16 protein-coding genes are annotated in these 15989 nt (G+C 54.0%); 6 read left to right on the top strand and 10 right to left on the bottom strand.

From position 1 onward, the window contains the following. Nucleotides 1–100 precede the first annotated feature (100 nt). Nucleotides 101–595 (top strand): peptidylprolyl isomerase, encoded by a 495-nt coding sequence (locus GH656_RS06210; protein WP_153075071.1) that lies wholly within the window; start codon nt 101–103, stop codon nt 593–595. Between the two features lie 45 nt (nt 596–640). Then, nucleotides 641–1444, top strand: coding sequence for a UDP-2,3-diacylglucosamine diphosphatase (locus GH656_RS06205; protein WP_153075070.1), 804 nt, complete (start codon nt 641–643; stop codon nt 1442–1444). A 114-nt stretch (nt 1445–1558) separates the two neighbouring features. Here the strand turns inward: GH656_RS06205 and GH656_RS06200 are convergent, their stop codons facing one another. Further along, nucleotides 1559–2365, bottom strand: a complete 807-nt coding sequence (locus GH656_RS06200) for an RNA methyltransferase (RefSeq protein WP_153076581.1) — start codon at nt 2363–2365, stop codon at nt 1559–1561. A 309-nt stretch (nt 2366–2674) separates the two neighbouring features. Here GH656_RS06200 and GH656_RS06195 point away from each other — a divergent pair, with 309 nt between their 5' ends. Further along, complete coding sequence (locus GH656_RS06195) at nt 2675–3478, top strand: inositol monophosphatase family protein (RefSeq protein ID WP_153075069.1); 804 nt, start codon at nt 2675–2677, stop codon at nt 3476–3478. Nucleotides 3479–3713: 235 nt separating this feature from the next. Here GH656_RS06195 and GH656_RS06190 read toward each other — a convergent pair whose 3' ends face one another. Both GH656_RS06190 and GH656_RS06185 read right to left on the bottom strand, forming a co-directional pair. After that, nucleotides 3714–4235 carry a hypothetical protein gene (locus GH656_RS06190; RefSeq protein ID WP_153075068.1) on the bottom strand — a complete coding sequence of 174 codons (522 nt, stop codon included), beginning with the start codon at nt 4233–4235 and terminating at the stop codon, nt 3714–3716. A gap of 197 nt (nt 4236–4432) precedes the next feature. Next, nucleotides 4433–4651, bottom strand: a complete 219-nt coding sequence (locus GH656_RS06185; RefSeq protein ID WP_153075067.1) for a hypothetical protein — start codon at nt 4649–4651, stop codon at nt 4433–4435. On the opposite strand from GH656_RS06185, the gene GH656_RS06180 reads away from it, so the two are divergent. Next, the gene (locus GH656_RS06180) at nt 4642–6195 is read left to right on the top strand and encodes an alpha/beta hydrolase family protein (RefSeq protein ID WP_153075066.1); all 1554 of its coding nucleotides are present in this window, start codon (nt 4642–4644) and stop codon (nt 6193–6195) included. The genes GH656_RS06185 and GH656_RS06180 overlap by 10 nt on opposite strands. Nucleotides 6196–6319: 124 nt before the next feature. On the opposite strand, the gene GH656_RS06175 is transcribed toward GH656_RS06180, so the two are convergent. The 6 genes from GH656_RS06175 to GH656_RS06150 all read right to left on the bottom strand — a co-directional run bounded on the left by GH656_RS06175 (nt 6320) and on the right by GH656_RS06150 (nt 11156). Next, on the bottom strand, nt 6320–6850 hold the full coding sequence (locus tag GH656_RS06175) for a P-loop nucleotide/nucleoside kinase family protein (RefSeq protein WP_153075065.1): 531 nt from the start codon (nt 6848–6850) through the stop codon (nt 6320–6322). 31 nt (nt 6851–6881) lie between these two features. After that, on the bottom strand, nt 6882–7064 hold the full coding sequence (locus GH656_RS06170; protein ID WP_153075064.1) for a hypothetical protein: 183 nt from the start codon (nt 7062–7064) through the stop codon (nt 6882–6884). A gap of 11 nt (nt 7065–7075) precedes the next feature. Beyond that, nucleotides 7076–7222: a hypothetical protein gene (locus GH656_RS06165; RefSeq protein ID WP_153075063.1), complete on the bottom strand. Its 147-nt coding sequence runs from the start codon at nt 7220–7222 to the stop codon at nt 7076–7078. A gap of 199 nt (nt 7223–7421) precedes the next feature. Further along, nucleotides 7422–8507, bottom strand: a complete 1086-nt coding sequence (locus GH656_RS06160) for a hypothetical protein (RefSeq protein WP_153075062.1) — start codon at nt 8505–8507, stop codon at nt 7422–7424. 607 nt (nt 8508–9114) lie between these two features. Next, complete coding sequence (locus GH656_RS06155; RefSeq protein ID WP_153075061.1) at nt 9115–10623, bottom strand: hypothetical protein; 1509 nt, start codon at nt 10621–10623, stop codon at nt 9115–9117. Between the two features lie 230 nt (nt 10624–10853). Beyond that, entirely contained in the window at nt 10854–11156 is a 303-nt protein-coding gene (locus GH656_RS06150; protein WP_153075060.1) for a hypothetical protein, read from the bottom strand. Between the two features lie 276 nt (nt 11157–11432). Here GH656_RS06150 and mutS point away from each other — a divergent pair, with 276 nt between their 5' ends. Both mutS and GH656_RS06140 read left to right on the top strand, forming a co-directional pair. Further along, the gene (mutS, locus tag GH656_RS06145; RefSeq protein ID WP_153075059.1) at nt 11433–14132 is read left to right on the top strand and encodes a DNA mismatch repair protein MutS; all 2700 of its coding nucleotides are present in this window, start codon (nt 11433–11435) and stop codon (nt 14130–14132) included. After that, the gene (locus tag GH656_RS06140) at nt 14110–15378 is read left to right on the top strand and encodes a hypothetical protein (RefSeq protein ID WP_246184216.1); all 1269 of its coding nucleotides are present in this window, start codon (nt 14110–14112) and stop codon (nt 15376–15378) included. Before mutS ends, GH656_RS06140 begins: the two co-directional genes overlap by 23 nt. Nucleotides 15379–15415: 37 nt before the next feature. On the opposite strand, the gene GH656_RS06135 is transcribed toward GH656_RS06140, so the two are convergent. Continuing rightward, complete coding sequence (locus tag GH656_RS06135; RefSeq protein ID WP_153075057.1) at nt 15416–15961, bottom strand: FKBP-type peptidyl-prolyl cis-trans isomerase; 546 nt, start codon at nt 15959–15961, stop codon at nt 15416–15418. Nucleotides 15962–15989 lie beyond the last annotated feature (28 nt).

Raw genomic sequence — 15989 nt, 5'->3', positions numbered from 1 at the left:
ACCAGCGCAATACCTGTACCCCGGCAGGAACAGGCCTGAATCAGGCCTTGCACCTGCCGCTTTTTTTCATCCGCCTAACCGCTTAGCGAAGGATTCCATCATGGTCGAACTGCATACAAATCACGGCGTCATCAAGCTTGAACTCGACGCAGAAAAAGCCCCGAAGTCAGTTGAAAACTTCCTCAAGTATGTGAAATCCGGCCATTACAACAACACGGTATTCCACCGTGTGATTGACGGCTTCATGATCCAGGGCGGCGGGTTCGAGCCTGGTATGACGCAAAAACCAACCGAAGCCCAGATCACCAATGAAGCCAACAATGGCCTGAAAAACGTCAAGGGCTCCATTGCGATGGCACGCACGAATGATCCGCATTCGGCAAGCGCACAGTTCTTCATCAACGTCAGCGACAACGACTTTCTCAACCACACCGCGCCTACGCCACAAGGCTGGGGCTATGCGGTATTCGGCAAGGTTGTCGACGGTCTCGATGTGGTCGAAAAAATCCGCAAGGTTAAAACCGGTTCGAAAGGTTTTCACCAGGATGTCCCGCTAGAAGACGTCATCGTCGAAAAAGCCGTCATCGTTGAATAACATCGCGTCTTGCTTAACGCTCGTGGCTAGGAGGCTTTCTTTTTAATGCCGCAAGAAACGCCGCTCCGTAGCACGGCTGCGGGCGTGCCTGGTGAGGGTCAACATTCCCAGCCGGCACGTCCGCTGTTTTTCATTTCCGATTTGCATCTGAGCGAGGCCTTGCCCCAGACCGTCGCCGCCTTCGAGCATTTCGTGCGCGTGACTGCCGAACAGGCCGACTCGGTTTTTATTCTGGGTGACCTGTTCGAATACTGGATCGGTGACGACATGCTCGCCGAGCCCTTCGCTGCCCGCATGGCGGCATTAATGCATACGCTGTCGGAGCGCGGCATCGCGCTGTACATCATGCATGGCAACCGTGATTTCCTGCTCGGCAAACGCTTCATGAAAGCCGCCGGAGCAATCTGGCTGCCTGACCCATTCACCATCACCGCGTTTGGCACCCGCATTGCGCTGGCGCATGGCGACGCGCAATGCACCGCAGACCGGGGTTATCAATGGTTTCGCCGCTTCGCGCGCATGCCGCTCGTGCGCATGCTGTTTCTGGCCTGGCCCTTCAAATGGCGCCAGGCGCTCGCCCAGCGCTTGCGCCGCAATAGCGACGCAGGCCGCATGCGTCCTGCGCAGCCACGCTACGACGTCACGCTCAACGCAACCGCTGCACTGTTCAGACAATCACAGGCCGCAACCATCATTCACGGCCACACACACCGCCCTGCCTGCCATCACGAAGCCAATGGCACGCGCTGGGTACTACCCGACTGGGAGCTGGATCACGGCGAACAACGTGGTGGCTATCTACAGATCGATGCCAGCGGCATCAAGGCGCTACCGCTTGGATCCGCTTGATCCGCTCAATCAAATGGCTTAATAACCGGATGCACGCTTAAGCAGTGCCCTGCATCCAGGTTTCGCCGCGCAACAACTCAACTGCCAGCATCCACTAGCACTCACTAACACCCGTTACTGCGCGCTATCGCCGGGCTGTTTTGTCTTCAGCAAAATATGCTTGGCAATGCCCCGGACAATATTCACCTCTTCTCGCTCCAGACCCGAGCGCGCAAACAGCTGGCGCAGACGCGACATCAATTTCTTCGGGTTCGCCGGATCAAGAAACTCGAGCGCCACCAGCGCCTGCTCCAGATGCGCGTACATCCGCTCGATCTCATCGCTCGCAGCACGTGCGACATCCATTCCAGTTGCCGGCTCACCGCCCAAGGCGAGCCCCTCAAGGAAGGTGCTGCGCAACTCGTAGGACAGCACCTGAATTGCCTGAGCCAGATTGAGCGAGCTGTAAAGCGGGTTGGCCGGAATATGCGCCCGCACACTGCAACGCTCGACATCTTCGTTGGATAGCCCCGTGCGCTCGTTGCCAAACACCAGCGCAATCTCGCCCTGCAGCGCGTGCGTTCGCGCCTCACCGGCGGCCACTCTCGGCGTAAGCTGCGGCGGCCCGTACTCACGAGCGCGCGCAGTCAGTGCGATTGACCAGTGCGCCCCCGCCAGCGCAGCGGCAAGCGTCGGAACCAGCGTTGCCGCCGCCAGCACATCGTCCGCCCCAGACGCCATCGCAATAGCCTCCGGATCGCTCAGCACCTCCGGCAAACGTGGCGCTACCAGCACCAGGCGCGTAAAACCCATGGTTTTCAGGGCGCGTGCAGCCGCCCCAACGTTACCGGGATGACTCGGCTCAACGAGAATAAAACGGGTGGCAGAAAAGAGAGCCGCCGCATCAGCCACGGACCCAGCAGACAACAGCGTGGGTGACAGCGCGGGGGAAATCTCAGAAGACAACGATGAACGGGAAAGAGTCACGGCACGGGGCAGGCAAGTTGGCAAGGCGCAATGGTAGCGCCAACCAGGCCGCGCGCCGTCAGCTTTATGCGCATGCTGCCCGATTGGCCAGGAGTCGGGTAAAATCGCGCCCACTCGCGCTGTTTTGAGACAGACGCCTCGCTCTTACCCAATTTGTCTTGTCGATGGAAAGCGCCTTTGACCGCGCTCCACGTTGTTTCCGGCACACTTCAACCGGCCAGTCGCCCTGTGACATCCTCCAGGCGCTGGCATAAGGATCCAGTCATGCATCCCATGCTCAACATCGCGGTCAAGGCCGCCCGCCGTGCCGCACAGATCATCAATCGCGCCTCGCTTGATCTCGACCTGATCCAGGTCAGCAAAAAGCAGCACAACGATTTCGTCACTGAAGTCGACAAGGCATCTGAAGCAGCGATCATCGACACGCTCAAAACCGCCTATCCCGATCACGCGTTTCTCGCCGAAGAATCCGGCCCCTCAGACAACGAGTCTGAATTTCAGTGGATCATCGACCCGCTCGACGGCACCACCAACTTCATCCACGGCTTTCCGTATTACTGCGTTTCAATCGCGCTGGCTCACAAGGGCATCGTGACGCAAGCCGTGGTGTATGACCCCACCCGTAATGATCTGTTCACCGCTTCACGCGGCCGTGGTGCGTTCCTGAACGACCGCCGCATCCGCGTTGGCCGCCGCGATCGTCTGGCCGATGGCCTGATCGCCACTGGCTTTCCGTTCCGCGACAAAGACGGCCTTGAGCCCTACACCCGGCTTTTTGCCGACATGACCCAGGCCTGCGCTGGCCTGCGCCGTCCGGGCGCGGCAGCCCTCGATCTGGCGAACGTCGCCGCCGGACGTCTGGACGGCTTCTTCGAACAAGGCATCCACGCCTGGGACATGGCCGCTGGCAGTTTGCTGATTACTGAAGCGGGTGGCCTGGTAGGTAATTACACCGGCGACTCTGACTTCCTGCATCTCGGCGAGATACTCGCGGGTAACCCAAAGCTGTACGCGCAGATGGTGCCCGTCGTCTCACGCTACAGCCGCCTGAAACAACAAAGCGCGTAAGTAAAAACAAACAAGCAGGCAGGCAAATAACGGGGGAAGAAAAAGCGGCTTCGGCCGCTTTTTTTGTCTGGACTCTGCCGGGCGGCGCTGCCTGATGTCGTATTTCGGCCGTATTTAGCGGATATAGCCATCGTGCAAGATGCACATGGTTCGCTAGTGACGTTAGGCTCATGCGCCCGATGCATCTGGCTCTACCAGCACGCCATATTCGCCAGCGTAAAAGTCTTAACCCAGGTTACCGCAATTTTCCCGACCCTAAACGCTTTGTCTCGTATGCTCGACGAGACAAAGTATTATTTTTCTTAAATGCAGCTGGAACGGGATTCGCTGCATTTTTAGCAAGCGCCTCTTTTTTAGAGTATTTCGCGTACAAAGAATAAAAATCCTGATGAATTAATAATTCATCTTTATTTTCTTTCTCACACTCCTTATTTTTACCCACTAAATTCACAGTAGCAATTACAAAAACCAGAAGAATTAGCACATATTGCTGAATTATATCGTTACCATGGTCTCGACAATCATCAGTTACACAATCACTTCTTTCACGTTCGCATATATTCTTGGCAAACATAAATACCGAGCACTCGAACGTAACGAGTACCGCAGACCGAACATACCCGCTAGCTGCGATCTGTTTAACAAGCCCCAACGGGCCTCGCCTCTCAAATTTTTCTGGTTGCCTGGTAGCCAGTTGACTGCCAGCATCAACAATCTTCGCCGGCATATCAATTTTAATAAAACGATCAACTTTCATAATTTAATTCAATTTTTAAATATTTAACGGGTGCGGCATTCAGCGTTGCATTCAGTATGAAATTTAAAAAATCCTTAACTCCGTTTAAGTAACACACCAACCCCAGCAGTTCCAGCGTGACAAAAAATATCCTGAAGAACCGGCGAGGCGAAACACTTCAAACAGCCTGGATACAGAAATACGCTCCGGCTCCACCCTCAGCCTGAAACTCCAGCGCCGCCAAAGCAGAATCCGGCGTCATCAAATTTTTCAAAATAATCCGGCTGACTGGGAATCTTTTCTGCTGAGCGGTTACTTAGGCCATAGGCAGCAAAGCGTTCTTCACCAGTGCCGACAGCGAGCCCGTTCTGGCCAGTTTCAGAAGCGATGGACAGCAACAATCGGCAAGAATAAATCGGAGACTTCGATGTATTCATCAACGCGCCTCAAGCTCATCATCCTGGCTGCCAGCCTGGCTGCCGCCTCCTGCGGCGGCAACGAGCCTGACAACGACGCTCCGGCATTGCCGCCAGCTCTCACCCCGGCACCGCCAATCTCCCCCCCCACCTCGCCACCTGTTGCGCCACCGGTATTACCGCCAGTCTCGCCACCGATACTGCCACCCAAGCCCGAAGAAACCCGGTTGCAAGACAGCCGTAACGACTTCGTGCCCGCTGACCCGAATGCCACCACCTTCGCCGCGCTGGCCGCGGGCAGCGGCGATACGGTTGACAACGCCACCACGGATCGCTGGGCCGGCATGCTCGGCCGCGCTGCCTACCAGATCGAAGTCCCCCAGAACTGGAACGGCATGCTTGTGATGTATGCGCACGGCTACGCGGGCGAAAACAACCGGCTCGTGGTCACCACACCGTCGATCCGGCGCTACCTGATCCAGAGTGGCTACGCCTGGGCCGCATCGAGCTACAGCAAGAACTTCTACGACGTGCGCGCGGGCATAGAAGACACTAACGCGCTGGCGCTGGCCTTCACCGATATCGCCAAGGCACGCGGACGCACACTGACGGCACCCGGCAAGATCTACATCACCGGTCATTCGATGGGCGGCCACATCGCGGCGGCAGCGGTCGAGGACGAGACCTTCGCCACCGCCAACCACAAAGTCAGGTACAACGGCGCAGTGCCAATGTGCGGCATGCTCGGCGACACCGAGTGGCTCGACTACATCGCGGGCGCGCAGGTTACGGCACAGGCGCTCGCCGGGCTGCCGGACAACCCGGTGCAGCAGTGGACGAACATCGCGGGGCAAGTCAAGACCGCGCTGTACAGCACCTTCCCCACCACCATCACACCGCTGGGGCAGCAGTTCGCTGAGGTCATCAAAAACTTGACGGGCGGCGACCGGCCAATGTTCAACCTCGGCTTCACGGCTGGCGCATCCTTCACGGGACCATGGGGCATGTTTGGCGGCGACGGCACCGTTGCCGGCATCCTCAACCAGAGCACGTTTGACACCCGCCGCTTCATTTATGTCATCGACAGCGCTGCAGCGGCCTCATCAGCACTCAACGCGGCCGTGCTCAAACTCAGCGCCATGCCCGATGCCAACCGCCTACGCACCGACGGCCTGCGCTGGATTCCGCGGAACAACGGCGAGTTCAGGGTCCCGGTGCTCACGCTGCATACGTTGGGGGACCTGTACGCGCCATTCAGCATGGAACAGATCTATCAGAAGCGCGTGACGGCCAAGGGCAACGGTGCATGGCTAGTACAGCGCGCGATCCGCGGCATCACGCATTGCGACTTCTCGGTGGCCGAGCAGGTTGAAGCTTTCGACGCAATGGTCAAGTGGGAGCGCACTGGCATCAAGCCCGCAGGCGACGACGTGGTAACCGCTACGACGGTAGCGGCCCCCCTGTACGGCTGCACTTTCACGCGGTGGCCGGACACGGAGGATGACAGTTCGACCAACAAGGCGACGCGGCAAATTACTGCGGCAGCAGCACCTTGCCCTCCATGAATCGTCTGGGTCGTCTGAGGTGAGGTCAGACCACCACAGGTGATAGTGATGCGACAGTGCTGGACGGCGAACTGGCGGGATTGGCGCGATGTCTTGTTTCATCCGAAACACGTTAAGTCAGCAGTTAACAACCGCTGCGTCCCGGACCAGACAGCGACATGTGATGAATGATTTTTTCTACGGCCTGCTCAACCGGAATGACAGCGGTGTCGAGCACCAGGCGCTCCGATTCCCATGCGTCAAATTCACGCTCACGCTCAAGCACGTTCTGCCATGTTGGCAACGCGTGGTCAGCGATATCTGCCCGTCGCCCTTCGACCCTCAGACGATGCATCGCTGCATCCAGGCAAACCAGCTCAATCTCGACGATCGGCACACCGGCTTCGCGCGCCACACGCCGCCAGGCCTCACGCGTCACGCGCAACGAATTAACCGCATCCGCAACGACACTCAACCCAAGGCGCAAATTATCTTGCGCAACCGCATAGGCCGCCCGATAACCCGCCGGCCCCATCTCCGCTCCGCGGCTCCCCAAAGAGATCAACGCCTGTTCCAGCGTATCAATGCGCAGATAAACAGCGGCTAGCTTGCGCGCAAGTGCCTGCGCTACCGTTGTCTTGCCGGTGCCCGGTAACCCAGCGAAAACAATCAACATGGTCAACGTTCGCTATATCTCAAGTGGGGGTTCAATTACCGCTAATTCCGGCCAGCGCACCGCGTGCCGGGCATTGGCCGATGGTGGCCTGGTGTGTGGTAATCGACCCCGTTGCTACTACACGGTCGCCTAAATGGCGCATTGCCCATGCCTCCATGAGCAGACGAAAATCCTCAGACAATATTTCAACCCCGAACATTGCTTGCGCCATCATTTCTTTTTCCGTTAGATCCGCTGCGACTCAAGCGCGCACTCGATCTTCCTGTCGGTTTGGTAGTGGCTCAACGCATACACACCAGCCAGATCGCGGCCGGAATTCAGGCGTGCACCGTAAGTTGCAGCAGCAAACAGATGGTCCCGGCAATCGGTCATCCGAACGCAAAGCATTGCAGTCAGGGAAGCATCAAAGCCGCTCTGCTCGAGTGAGGCGTGACTATTTACGCCACCGGTCCGAAGCGACCCACTGGTGAATCTGGCAGCAACACTTGCCAAATGGAGCTGCCGTGAGTCCAACAGCCTTAGCCCGCCCTTCAAAAATGCGCCATGACGTCTCGGCTGAACACCTTGTCGTTCAGCAAGGGATTGGTTTTTCGGCAAGTTCAACCTGGTTTTGCAAAATGACTAGCTCCGGTAGCGCTTCTTGCAAAACAAAAATTGCCTCGGAGACACGCAATAAATAATCACTCTCTTTTTTGTCAAGCGGAGTACTTCCAGTCACGCTAAAAATTAATTCCCACAATTTAAAATTAAATATAGAAATATTTTGTATATTTAATAGTTTTAAATTTTTGTAGTGACCCAATATCTCAAGCAACAGAATAAAGTGCTCCTCATAAATGGTGGATCCCTCGAGATCGAGACTAACGAGAGCCGCAGGATCGTCTTCCCCATTTTTTAAATAAAACACCAGGTTTTTTACGTGATACCCGGAGGAATTTTTTTGGGAAAGATCGATCTGATAGCTACAAATTGAATTTGCGGCAAACAAATATTGAGCAACCGCACACTTAAAACAGTCTTCAAAAGCCCTTGTGCCACCAGGATTTTTTTCAACATCGTTGAATTGCGATTGCGTTATGCATAATTTGATGCAGGTAGATAAATTGCGCTCGCTTATAGATTCCGAAATTAATCCCACCATCTCATTACGAATCACATCCCTCACTCCCGGGATATTAGCATCAGAAAAATCCAGTGCGTTTGCTTTTTTTATCAGCTCTTCGGCAAGCCCCCAGTTTGGATCTATCTTTATCTGGTTCGTTATTTTTGCTATCGCACATGCCCTGAAATTTTTAGACACATGCAATAATTTTGCGGCACAAGCTGAGTCTAAACCTATGATTTTCTCAATAATTTCAATTGGCATATCCGTCAATCCTGGCGAATCGCTTGCTTTTATAGTTGCCCTTGCTATTTTTGAAAAAGGCCATACACTTCTGCTAAAGCTGCGAGGCACGCTTAAGACAAGAGGTGATTCAGCTATTACTTTTTCTCTACAAAATAATGATTTAATCATGAAAAAACAGCTGCAATCTTTATTTCTTTTACTTCCAGGATTGGCGATAAAGGCCTTCTCTGAAGCTAAATTTCCCTCATTATCATGGATATCCGCACCTAACAGCGGTTGAATCTCTGTGATCTGTGAATTGATTTTCATATTTTATTCAGAGCCTCAAAATATCGTCCGTTGCAAATTCGAACTTTGTTTTCTACAAAGCATGGCTTTTTAACTTTGGAGCCTCCTGTGAGGGCAATTACTGAAACTAAGTAACACCCTGGCAAAATTTGTTCCAACGTTTAAAGCGTTACCAAAACCAACCTCTCATCCTGAATAGAGCTCATTAAACACGACTTATTTCACCTCGAACACTCGCTGCGCGCCCCACACATAGGTTTGCAGTGCCGCTATTTTCCTCGCAGCCTCGGGCAGTGCCAGCGTTTCTGACCTTACCCCACCGGGTACGTCCGGCAGTCAATGTTGCGGCCAAGAAAAAGCCCGCATTGCTGGCGCTTTACGGGCGACGAAGGCTGTGATCCAGCCTTTCAGAATGGGAACGGAAAATAGCCCGAAGTGTATGGCGTTATTTTGTAGACAGATTTATCTTCAGGGTTAACCCTTGTAATTTTCAACGCCGTCAAGGGCTCTGCGTAGAAACACAAGAAATGGGAATTTCTTCAAATCGGGCTGAATGAAGCGTTTGAAAGCATCGCTTTGGGCCAGTAACGGCCTTCGTCTGCATAGAATATGTTTTGCATGCGTGGTTTTACCTTATCGTGCCTTCCGCTATAACCAGCCGGGAACCATCCGGACGCGTCATCACTGCATTTTTTGTTGACGAAAGCATATATTTATATGATTTCAGATCAGGAAATTCCTCAAGTACCTCAGCGCTAGAAAGAAATATCAGCGTTCCCCGGAGCTCGGAGTCGTCCAATGCTTTTTGGAAATAAAGTTTTACGAGATTTTCAACTTTCTCCTGAATATCCCCACTCTCTTTAGCAATGTAGGCGATCCCAGAACAATTCAATTTAATTATTTGAATATTCATATTCTTCAGCGCCAAATCCAGAAAAACGCTAAAATTTTTAACATTTACCTCAAGGTCTAGTGCCTTTATGTTAGAAAGCAAAGTAAAATTTAAATCCCTCGAAAAATCCTTATTCGTTTGTATCCTGAGCGTTTCAATTTTCGAATTTTCGATCTGACCAAGTAAATCTTCGAACAATCTTTCGTTCCCAGGAAATACGTTTTTTCCTACAAACTCATCGACCTCCAGCATCCGGATATTTTTAAACATCCCGCCAAAATTTTTAATCTCAATTTTTTCTTTAATTTCATGCGTTAACTCGATTTTCACTTCCTCAAGAGAATTTATTTTTGATACTGACTCACTCATTTCTTTAATGTAGCCCTCAGACTTAAAGGCAGCATCAATTCTTAAACTTATTTTTTTTATCGACGAATTCCCCTCAAGCCGCGCAAAAATTTCTTTATCTATTTTTTGTGAAAACTGGAGCTCTTGCAATTTCTCCAAGTTCAAAAAATTGTAACGTTCTTTTACGCAACTACCTGAATCGCTGCTATTGATAACTGAGATCGTAGAATAAGCAACTTTATCATTAAAATTAAATTTCTCGCTATTCCATGCCCAGCTAAAGTCGACAGTCAGTTTGCTTTTATCATTTTCGCCGGGCCGTCGCGGAGAGAAAAATATCGCGTTCAAATCTTTCACTTCTACACTGCTATTCATGCAGTCCACCACATTTAGCTTAATATCGTCACAATATTCATATATGCACCCCAAAACATATAAGATATTTTTCTTCATCAAATCATGTGATTTTTGGCCGAGCTTCTCCCTAATAGAATTAATCAAACCCCTATCAACATGAGCGGAAAAAGTTCGCATTGACTCTTCATTTAAATATTCTTTGCAAATTTTTGCAAAAAAATCTTCACGACACCTCGCCAGCCTTGATCCTTTATCAATCTCATTACTTAGATATTTATTGTCCAGCACTTTTTTTATTAATTTTACCGCCCGATTTTGGTCGACGTCGTTAGTTACAGCGTATCCCTTGAGAGCAAGAAATCCCGACACTTTTAATGCTTCATCATCGGTAATATGCCGATGTTCATTTCCATCGGTTTTCTCGATTGATATGGTTTTTGCCTGGCCGTTTACCACTAGTGAACTGTCACGATCCGGTTGAATATTTCCAGACTGATCTGGCGAATTTGATACGAGGCTGAAACTGTCTATTTTGTTCATGATAATACCCGCGATAAGTCGTTGATTAAACTAACCAGAGCCACTAGAAACGACAATGCGATTTCTATATGTCCTGCAAACGGGTATCCCATGGGAAGGCCTGTCCTCAACACCTGGTTTCGGCAGCAGCATCACCACCACCACCTCTAAAAGTTTCTGCTGCTAAGCGCTCTGTAACAACTCTGGCCTTTCAGTTCCATCTCGCCTCTTGCTACCCGAACCTGGAGCCATCAGCAGCCACTAACCGGGTAGATCATGCAGCGGGTCGAGCCCCCGAACATGCGCAAAATTTCGTTCGCGCCTTTCATCTTCCGGCGACGCTCAACGTGCCCTTCCAGACAGCCACGGCAAAGGTTTCCTACTGTGTAAATCGTCGGCTGCGGTACCATATCGCCGTTTAGGAAATTGGCTGCCGAGCGCTTTCTGCTCATCGGCTCCTGCCCTTCTTTACGCGCCTCACGAAGCTTTACCCAAACGACCATTGTGGCGGCGGGCAACATGGCCAGCCACTCCCCAATTTTGATTTGCTTCATACACGCTCGCCGATGGGCAACTTATAGCGATCGGTCTAACTCTTCGTTGTCTTGATGGCCATAAGCCGTAATGACAGCGAGGTGTTAACCAAGCTGTAATTACCTGGCCGCGCGCGCGTCAACGTGCATGATAGTTAGCGCAGGTTTTACCTAAAACGTGCGAAGCAACACCAGCGCAGGCCAAATAATTTTCCGGCAAAAAATGCGCGGCAGCCTGCAAGCAGGCCTAAACAAAAACCTGCTAAAAGACTGAACACCTTTCCGGGTATAGGACAAATGGAAGAAACGCACGCAAAACCTGATGTACCAAGCGCCGCCTTTAGCAATCACACGCCGATGATGCAGCAATACCTGCGCATCAAAGCGGACCATCCCGGCACGCTGGTGTTCTACCGGATGGGCGATTTTTACGAGCTGTTTTTCGAAGACGCTGAAAAAGCCTCGCGCCTGCTTGATCTCACGTTGACCCAGCGCGGCGCGTCTGGTGGCAACCCAATCAAGATGGCGGGTGTGCCACACCATGCCGTCGAACAATACCTGGCCAAGCTCGTCAAGCTAGGCGAATCAGCCGCGATCTGCGAACAAACAGGCGACCCGGCAACCTCAAAAGGCCCGGTTGAACGCAAAGTGATGCGCGTCGTCACCCCTGGCACCCTCACCGATGCCGCGCTGTTGTCCGACAAGCGCGACGTGTACCTGCTTGCCGCGTGCGCTGGTCATAACCGGCGGGGCGTGATAACCCATATCGGTCTCGCCTGGCTCAATCTGGCAAGTGGCGCGCTGCGTCTCGCTGAAGTCGCGCTCGATCAGGCCGACGCCGTTTTCGAGCGTATCCGGCCAGCGGAAATTCTGCTCGCCGATACCGGCACGGATTCAAGCAGCTGGTCCCCGCCCTCCGGTTTTGGCGCACTCACCCGGGTGCCGGTCTGGCATTTCGATCACGCTACCGGAGATCAACGTCTGCGTGACCAGCTCGGTGTGGCCAGCCTTGAAGGCTTCGGCGCTCATGCGCTATCCAGCGCCTATGGGGCAGCAGGCGCCCTGCTGTTATATGCGGCGGCCACCCAGGGGCAGCAGTTACGTCACGTGCGCAGCCTGAAAGTCGAAAACGAAAGCGAATACATCGGCCTTGACCCCGCCACGCGCCGCAATCTCGAGCTGACTGAAACCCTGCGCGGCACTGAATCTCCGACCCTCTGCTCACTGCTCGACACCTGTGGCACCACAATGGGAAGCCGTCTGCTGCGGCACTGGCTGCATCATCCGCCACGCAATAGCGCCATCGCCCAGGCACGCCATCAGGCCATCGGCGCACTACTGGACGCCTCAGCCGAAACCCGCCTTAACGCGTTGCGCAGCGCGCTGCGGCAGATTGCCGATATCGAACGCATCACGGGCCGTCTAGCGCTGCTGTCCGCACGCCCACGCGACCTCTCCAGCCTGCGCGACACATTTAACGCGTTGCCCGCATTACGCACGCAACTTGAAGCCATCGCGCCTTATGCGGCTTCTCTCGCGCGTCTCGACGCGGCGCTTGTGCCCCCAGCCGCGTGCGTTGACCTGCTCGTCCGGGCGGTAGCCACCGAGCCCGCCGCGATGGTGCGTGACGGCGGCGTGATCGCGCGAGGCTACGATGCCGAGCTCGATAGCCTGCGCGACCTGTCCGAGAATTGCGGGCAGTTCCTGATTGAACTGGAAACCCGTGAACGGGCGCGCACCGGCATTAACAACCTGCGCGTCGAATACAACAAGGTTCATGGTTTTTATATAGAAGTCACACGCGGCCAGACCGACAAGGTGCCGGATGATTACCGGCGACGTCAGACCCTGAAGAACGCCGAGCGCTACATCACGCCAGAGCTAAAAACCTTCGAAGACAAAGCGCTCTCCGCCCAGGAGCGTGCGCTCACCCGCGAACGCGCGTTGTATGACGCACTGCTAAACGCACTCTTGCCGTTTATCGCAGATTGCCAGCACGTCGCCGCTGCACTCGCTGAGCTGGATCTGCTTGCCACCTTTGCCGAACGCGCCCGCGCACTCGACTGGGTGGCACCCACGTTTTCAGAAAGCGCCGGGATTGATATCGAGCAAGGACGGCATCCCGTCGTCGAAGCCCAGGTTGAACAGTTCATCGCCAACGACTGCGCACTCAACACCGAACGCAAGCTACTGCTGATAACTGGCCCGAACATGGGCGGTAAATCGACCTTCATGCGGCAAACCGCGCTGATCGCTTTACTAGCTTATGTGGGCAGTTACGTGCCGGCCCAGCGTGCCGCCTTCGGCCCGATTGACCGGATTTTCACCCGCATTGGCGCGGCCGATGACCTCGCGGGCGGGCGCTCGACCTTCATGGTGGAGATGACCGAAGCCGCAGCAATCCTGAACAACGCCACGGCACAGAGCCTGGTTTTGATGGACGAAATCGGACGCGGCACGTCAACCTTCGATGGCCTTGCACTGGCATGGGCTATCGCCCGGCATCTGCTGAATCACAACCAGTGCCATTCGCTCTTCGCCACACACTATTTCGAATTGACGCAGTTGCCCGCTGAATTCGCACAAGCCGCGAACGTTCATCTTTCGGCGGTGGAACACGACCATGGCATTGTGTTTTTGCACGCAGTCAATGAAGGCCCAGCGAACCAGAGTTACGGCTTGCAGGTAGCGCAGCTAGCGGGTGTACCGGCAGCGGTCATCCGCGCGGCCCGCAAGCATCTGACGCACCTGGAACAGCAATCTGCGGCACGGCCTGCGCCACAGCTAGATTTGTTTGCCGCCATAGAAGCCATAGAGGCCACAGAGGCCACTGAAAACTCACACGACACGCGGCCAGATCCGGTTGCTAATAGCGTGGTCAATCCACTCATTGAACGCTTACGCACCCTTGATCCAAACGAGCTGCGTCCCAAAGATGCGCTTGAACTGCTCTATGAGTTGCATGACCAGGCCAATGCGCAGAATGTCGGCCAGTAGCCAGCAAGCGCGGCCGCCAAGGCGGCTTCGCCTGTGCGCGGCGCTTGCCGCTACGCTGTCTTTGTCATTCGTGAGCAGCCCTCAAGCACAGACACCAACCACACGCTATAGCTTCGCGGTGGTCGCCAACACACTGCAAAACCCTGCCGACGAAGCACCGACCCAGCGGTTAATCAGCGCGATAGGGCGAGATCCTGGGGTGTCGTTCATCGTCTATGGCGGCAACTTGAAAAGCGCCCGCGAGGCATGCCAGGACGCGCTTTATGAACGCCGCCACGCATTACTGGAAGCCGCGCGAGCGCCGTTGATTCTGGTGCCGGGCCAGCACGACTGGATTGAGTGCGGCAAAGCAGGTGCCAACAGTTTCGACCCCGTCGAGCGGCTGGATTTTCTGCGTCAGACGCTCTTTGCCAGTTCCACCTCGATGGGTCAAAACCCCATTGCGCTCGTCCGTGAAAGTGAAATCGCACGCTTTCGCCCCTACCGGGAAAACGTGCGCTGGCAGACCGGCAATACGGTATTTATCAGCTTGAATATCCCCGGTGCGAATAATCATTATCTGAATGCAGGGGGACGCAATGGCGAATTTGAAGACCGGACCGTCGCCAATGCATTCTGGCTTGCGCATGCAGCGGAATATGCCAAGCGACGAGGTGCCAGAGCAATCGTCGTGTTTATTCAGGGCAATCCGAACCTAGAACGCTATGAACAGCCTGACCGCTTCAAGTGGTTGCGCTTTGCCGCACACACGCAGCGGGATGGCTATCTGGAATTCAAACGAAATCTGCTCAAGCTGGCGCAGGTGTTTCATGGCCCGGTGGTGTTAATTCATCCGAATAGCAAACCAATACCAGGCGGATTTACGATTGACCAGCCATTGCGGAACAACAAGGGAGTATTGGTGGCGAACTTGACGCGCATTACTTTTGCGCCAGAAGACCGCCTCAATCAGTGGCTTCAGATAGATGCTGATGCAACGTGGCACCCTCCGTTCAGAGTGAGCGTGCGCAACGTGCCAAAACATATGCCGCTGCTTTCTCTGCCAGCATCACCAGCAGCAGACGGCAAAAACGACGGACCTAGACCGCTACCGCCCCGTCCAGTTCCGCCGTTCATACCAGAGTGGAATACCCCTGAAGAGCCTGACACACACGAGCCACCCGCCATGCTGCCAGTAGAACCCGAACCCGCTCAAGACACGGATAGCACGGGTAAACAAGAACGGACGTTACCCAGCCTGTACTGACTGGGTAACGTCCGCTGGTTTCATGCGGGTTTCATTTTTAATGCAATGTAGGGCCTGGTTTTTCAGCTGCTTCGTCAGGCTCGTCGTCTTCGTCGAGAATTTCCAGACCTTCGACACCGTGAGCATGTTCGTGCTCGATTTCGTCTTCGGTAGCGGCCCGGACTTCCTGAACCAGCAGCGAAAAACGGAGCGCCATACCTGCTAACGGATGATTGCCATCTAACACGACTTTGTCTTCAGCGATTTCCGTGACGGTGTAAATCAGTGAATCCAGATCTTCATCGCCCTCTTCCGGCGTTCCTTCAAACTGCATGCCAACTTCGAGTGGCTCAGGAAAGCGGCTGCGTGGCTCAATCTTGACGAGCTCCGGATCGTATTCTCCGAAAGCATCTTGTGGTTCAAGCTGGATCTGGGTTTCGAAACCTGATTCATGGCCATCGAGTTCTTCCTCGATCTTGGGGAACGTGCCATCATAGCCGCCGTGCAGATAGACCATCGGCTGGACGCTTTCTTCAATCAGATTGCCCTGCGCATCCGAAAGCTTGTAAGCAACCGACACGACGGTGTTCTTTGCGATTTTCATTCGATTCTCCAGAATACAGAGCGCATTA

The sequence above is a fragment of the Paraburkholderia bonniea genome, assembly GCF_009455625.1.
GTDB classification, from domain to species: domain Bacteria; phylum Pseudomonadota; class Gammaproteobacteria; order Burkholderiales; family Burkholderiaceae; genus Paraburkholderia; species Paraburkholderia bonniea.
This window is presented reverse-complemented; position numbering and strand designations above follow the sequence as displayed.

Excerpts from the sequence above, each read along its gene's own strand:
- GH656_RS06210 (WP_153075071.1), top strand. The coding sequence starts at position 101 with ATGGTCGAACTGCATACAAATCACGGCGTCATCAAGCTTGAACTCGAC.
- GH656_RS06205 (WP_153075070.1), top strand. The coding sequence starts at position 641 with ATGCCGCAAGAAACGCCGCTCCGTAGCACGGCTGCGGGCGTGCCTGGT.
- GH656_RS06195 (WP_153075069.1), top strand. The coding sequence starts at position 2,675 with ATGCATCCCATGCTCAACATCGCGGTCAAGGCCGCCCGCCGTGCCGCA.
- GH656_RS06190 (WP_153075068.1), bottom strand. The coding sequence starts at position 4,235 with ATGAAAGTTGATCGTTTTATTAAAATTGATATGCCGGCGAAGATTGTT.
- GH656_RS06180 (WP_153075066.1), top strand. The coding sequence starts at position 4,642 with ATGTATTCATCAACGCGCCTCAAGCTCATCATCCTGGCTGCCAGCCTG.
- GH656_RS06185 (WP_153075067.1), bottom strand. The coding sequence starts at position 4,651 with ATGAATACATCGAAGTCTCCGATTTATTCTTGCCGATTGTTGCTGTCC.
- GH656_RS06175 (WP_153075065.1), bottom strand. The coding sequence starts at position 6,850 with ATGTTGATTGTTTTCGCTGGGTTACCGGGCACCGGCAAGACAACGGTA.
- GH656_RS06170 (WP_153075064.1), bottom strand. The coding sequence starts at position 7,064 with ATGATGGCGCAAGCAATGTTCGGGGTTGAAATATTGTCTGAGGATTTT.
- GH656_RS06165 (WP_153075063.1), bottom strand. The coding sequence starts at position 7,222 with ATGACCGATTGCCGGGACCATCTGTTTGCTGCTGCAACTTACGGTGCA.
- GH656_RS06160 (WP_153075062.1), bottom strand. The coding sequence starts at position 8,507 with ATGAAAATCAATTCACAGATCACAGAGATTCAACCGCTGTTAGGTGCG.
- GH656_RS06155 (WP_153075061.1), bottom strand. The coding sequence starts at position 10,623 with ATGAACAAAATAGACAGTTTCAGCCTCGTATCAAATTCGCCAGATCAG.
- GH656_RS06150 (WP_153075060.1), bottom strand. The coding sequence starts at position 11,156 with ATGAAGCAAATCAAAATTGGGGAGTGGCTGGCCATGTTGCCCGCCGCC.
- mutS (WP_153075059.1), top strand. The coding sequence starts at position 11,433 with ATGGAAGAAACGCACGCAAAACCTGATGTACCAAGCGCCGCCTTTAGC.
- GH656_RS06140 (WP_246184216.1), top strand. The coding sequence starts at position 14,110 with ATGCGCAGAATGTCGGCCAGTAGCCAGCAAGCGCGGCCGCCAAGGCGG.
- GH656_RS06135 (WP_153075057.1), bottom strand. The coding sequence starts at position 15,961 with ATGAAAATCGCAAAGAACACCGTCGTGTCGGTTGCTTACAAGCTTTCG.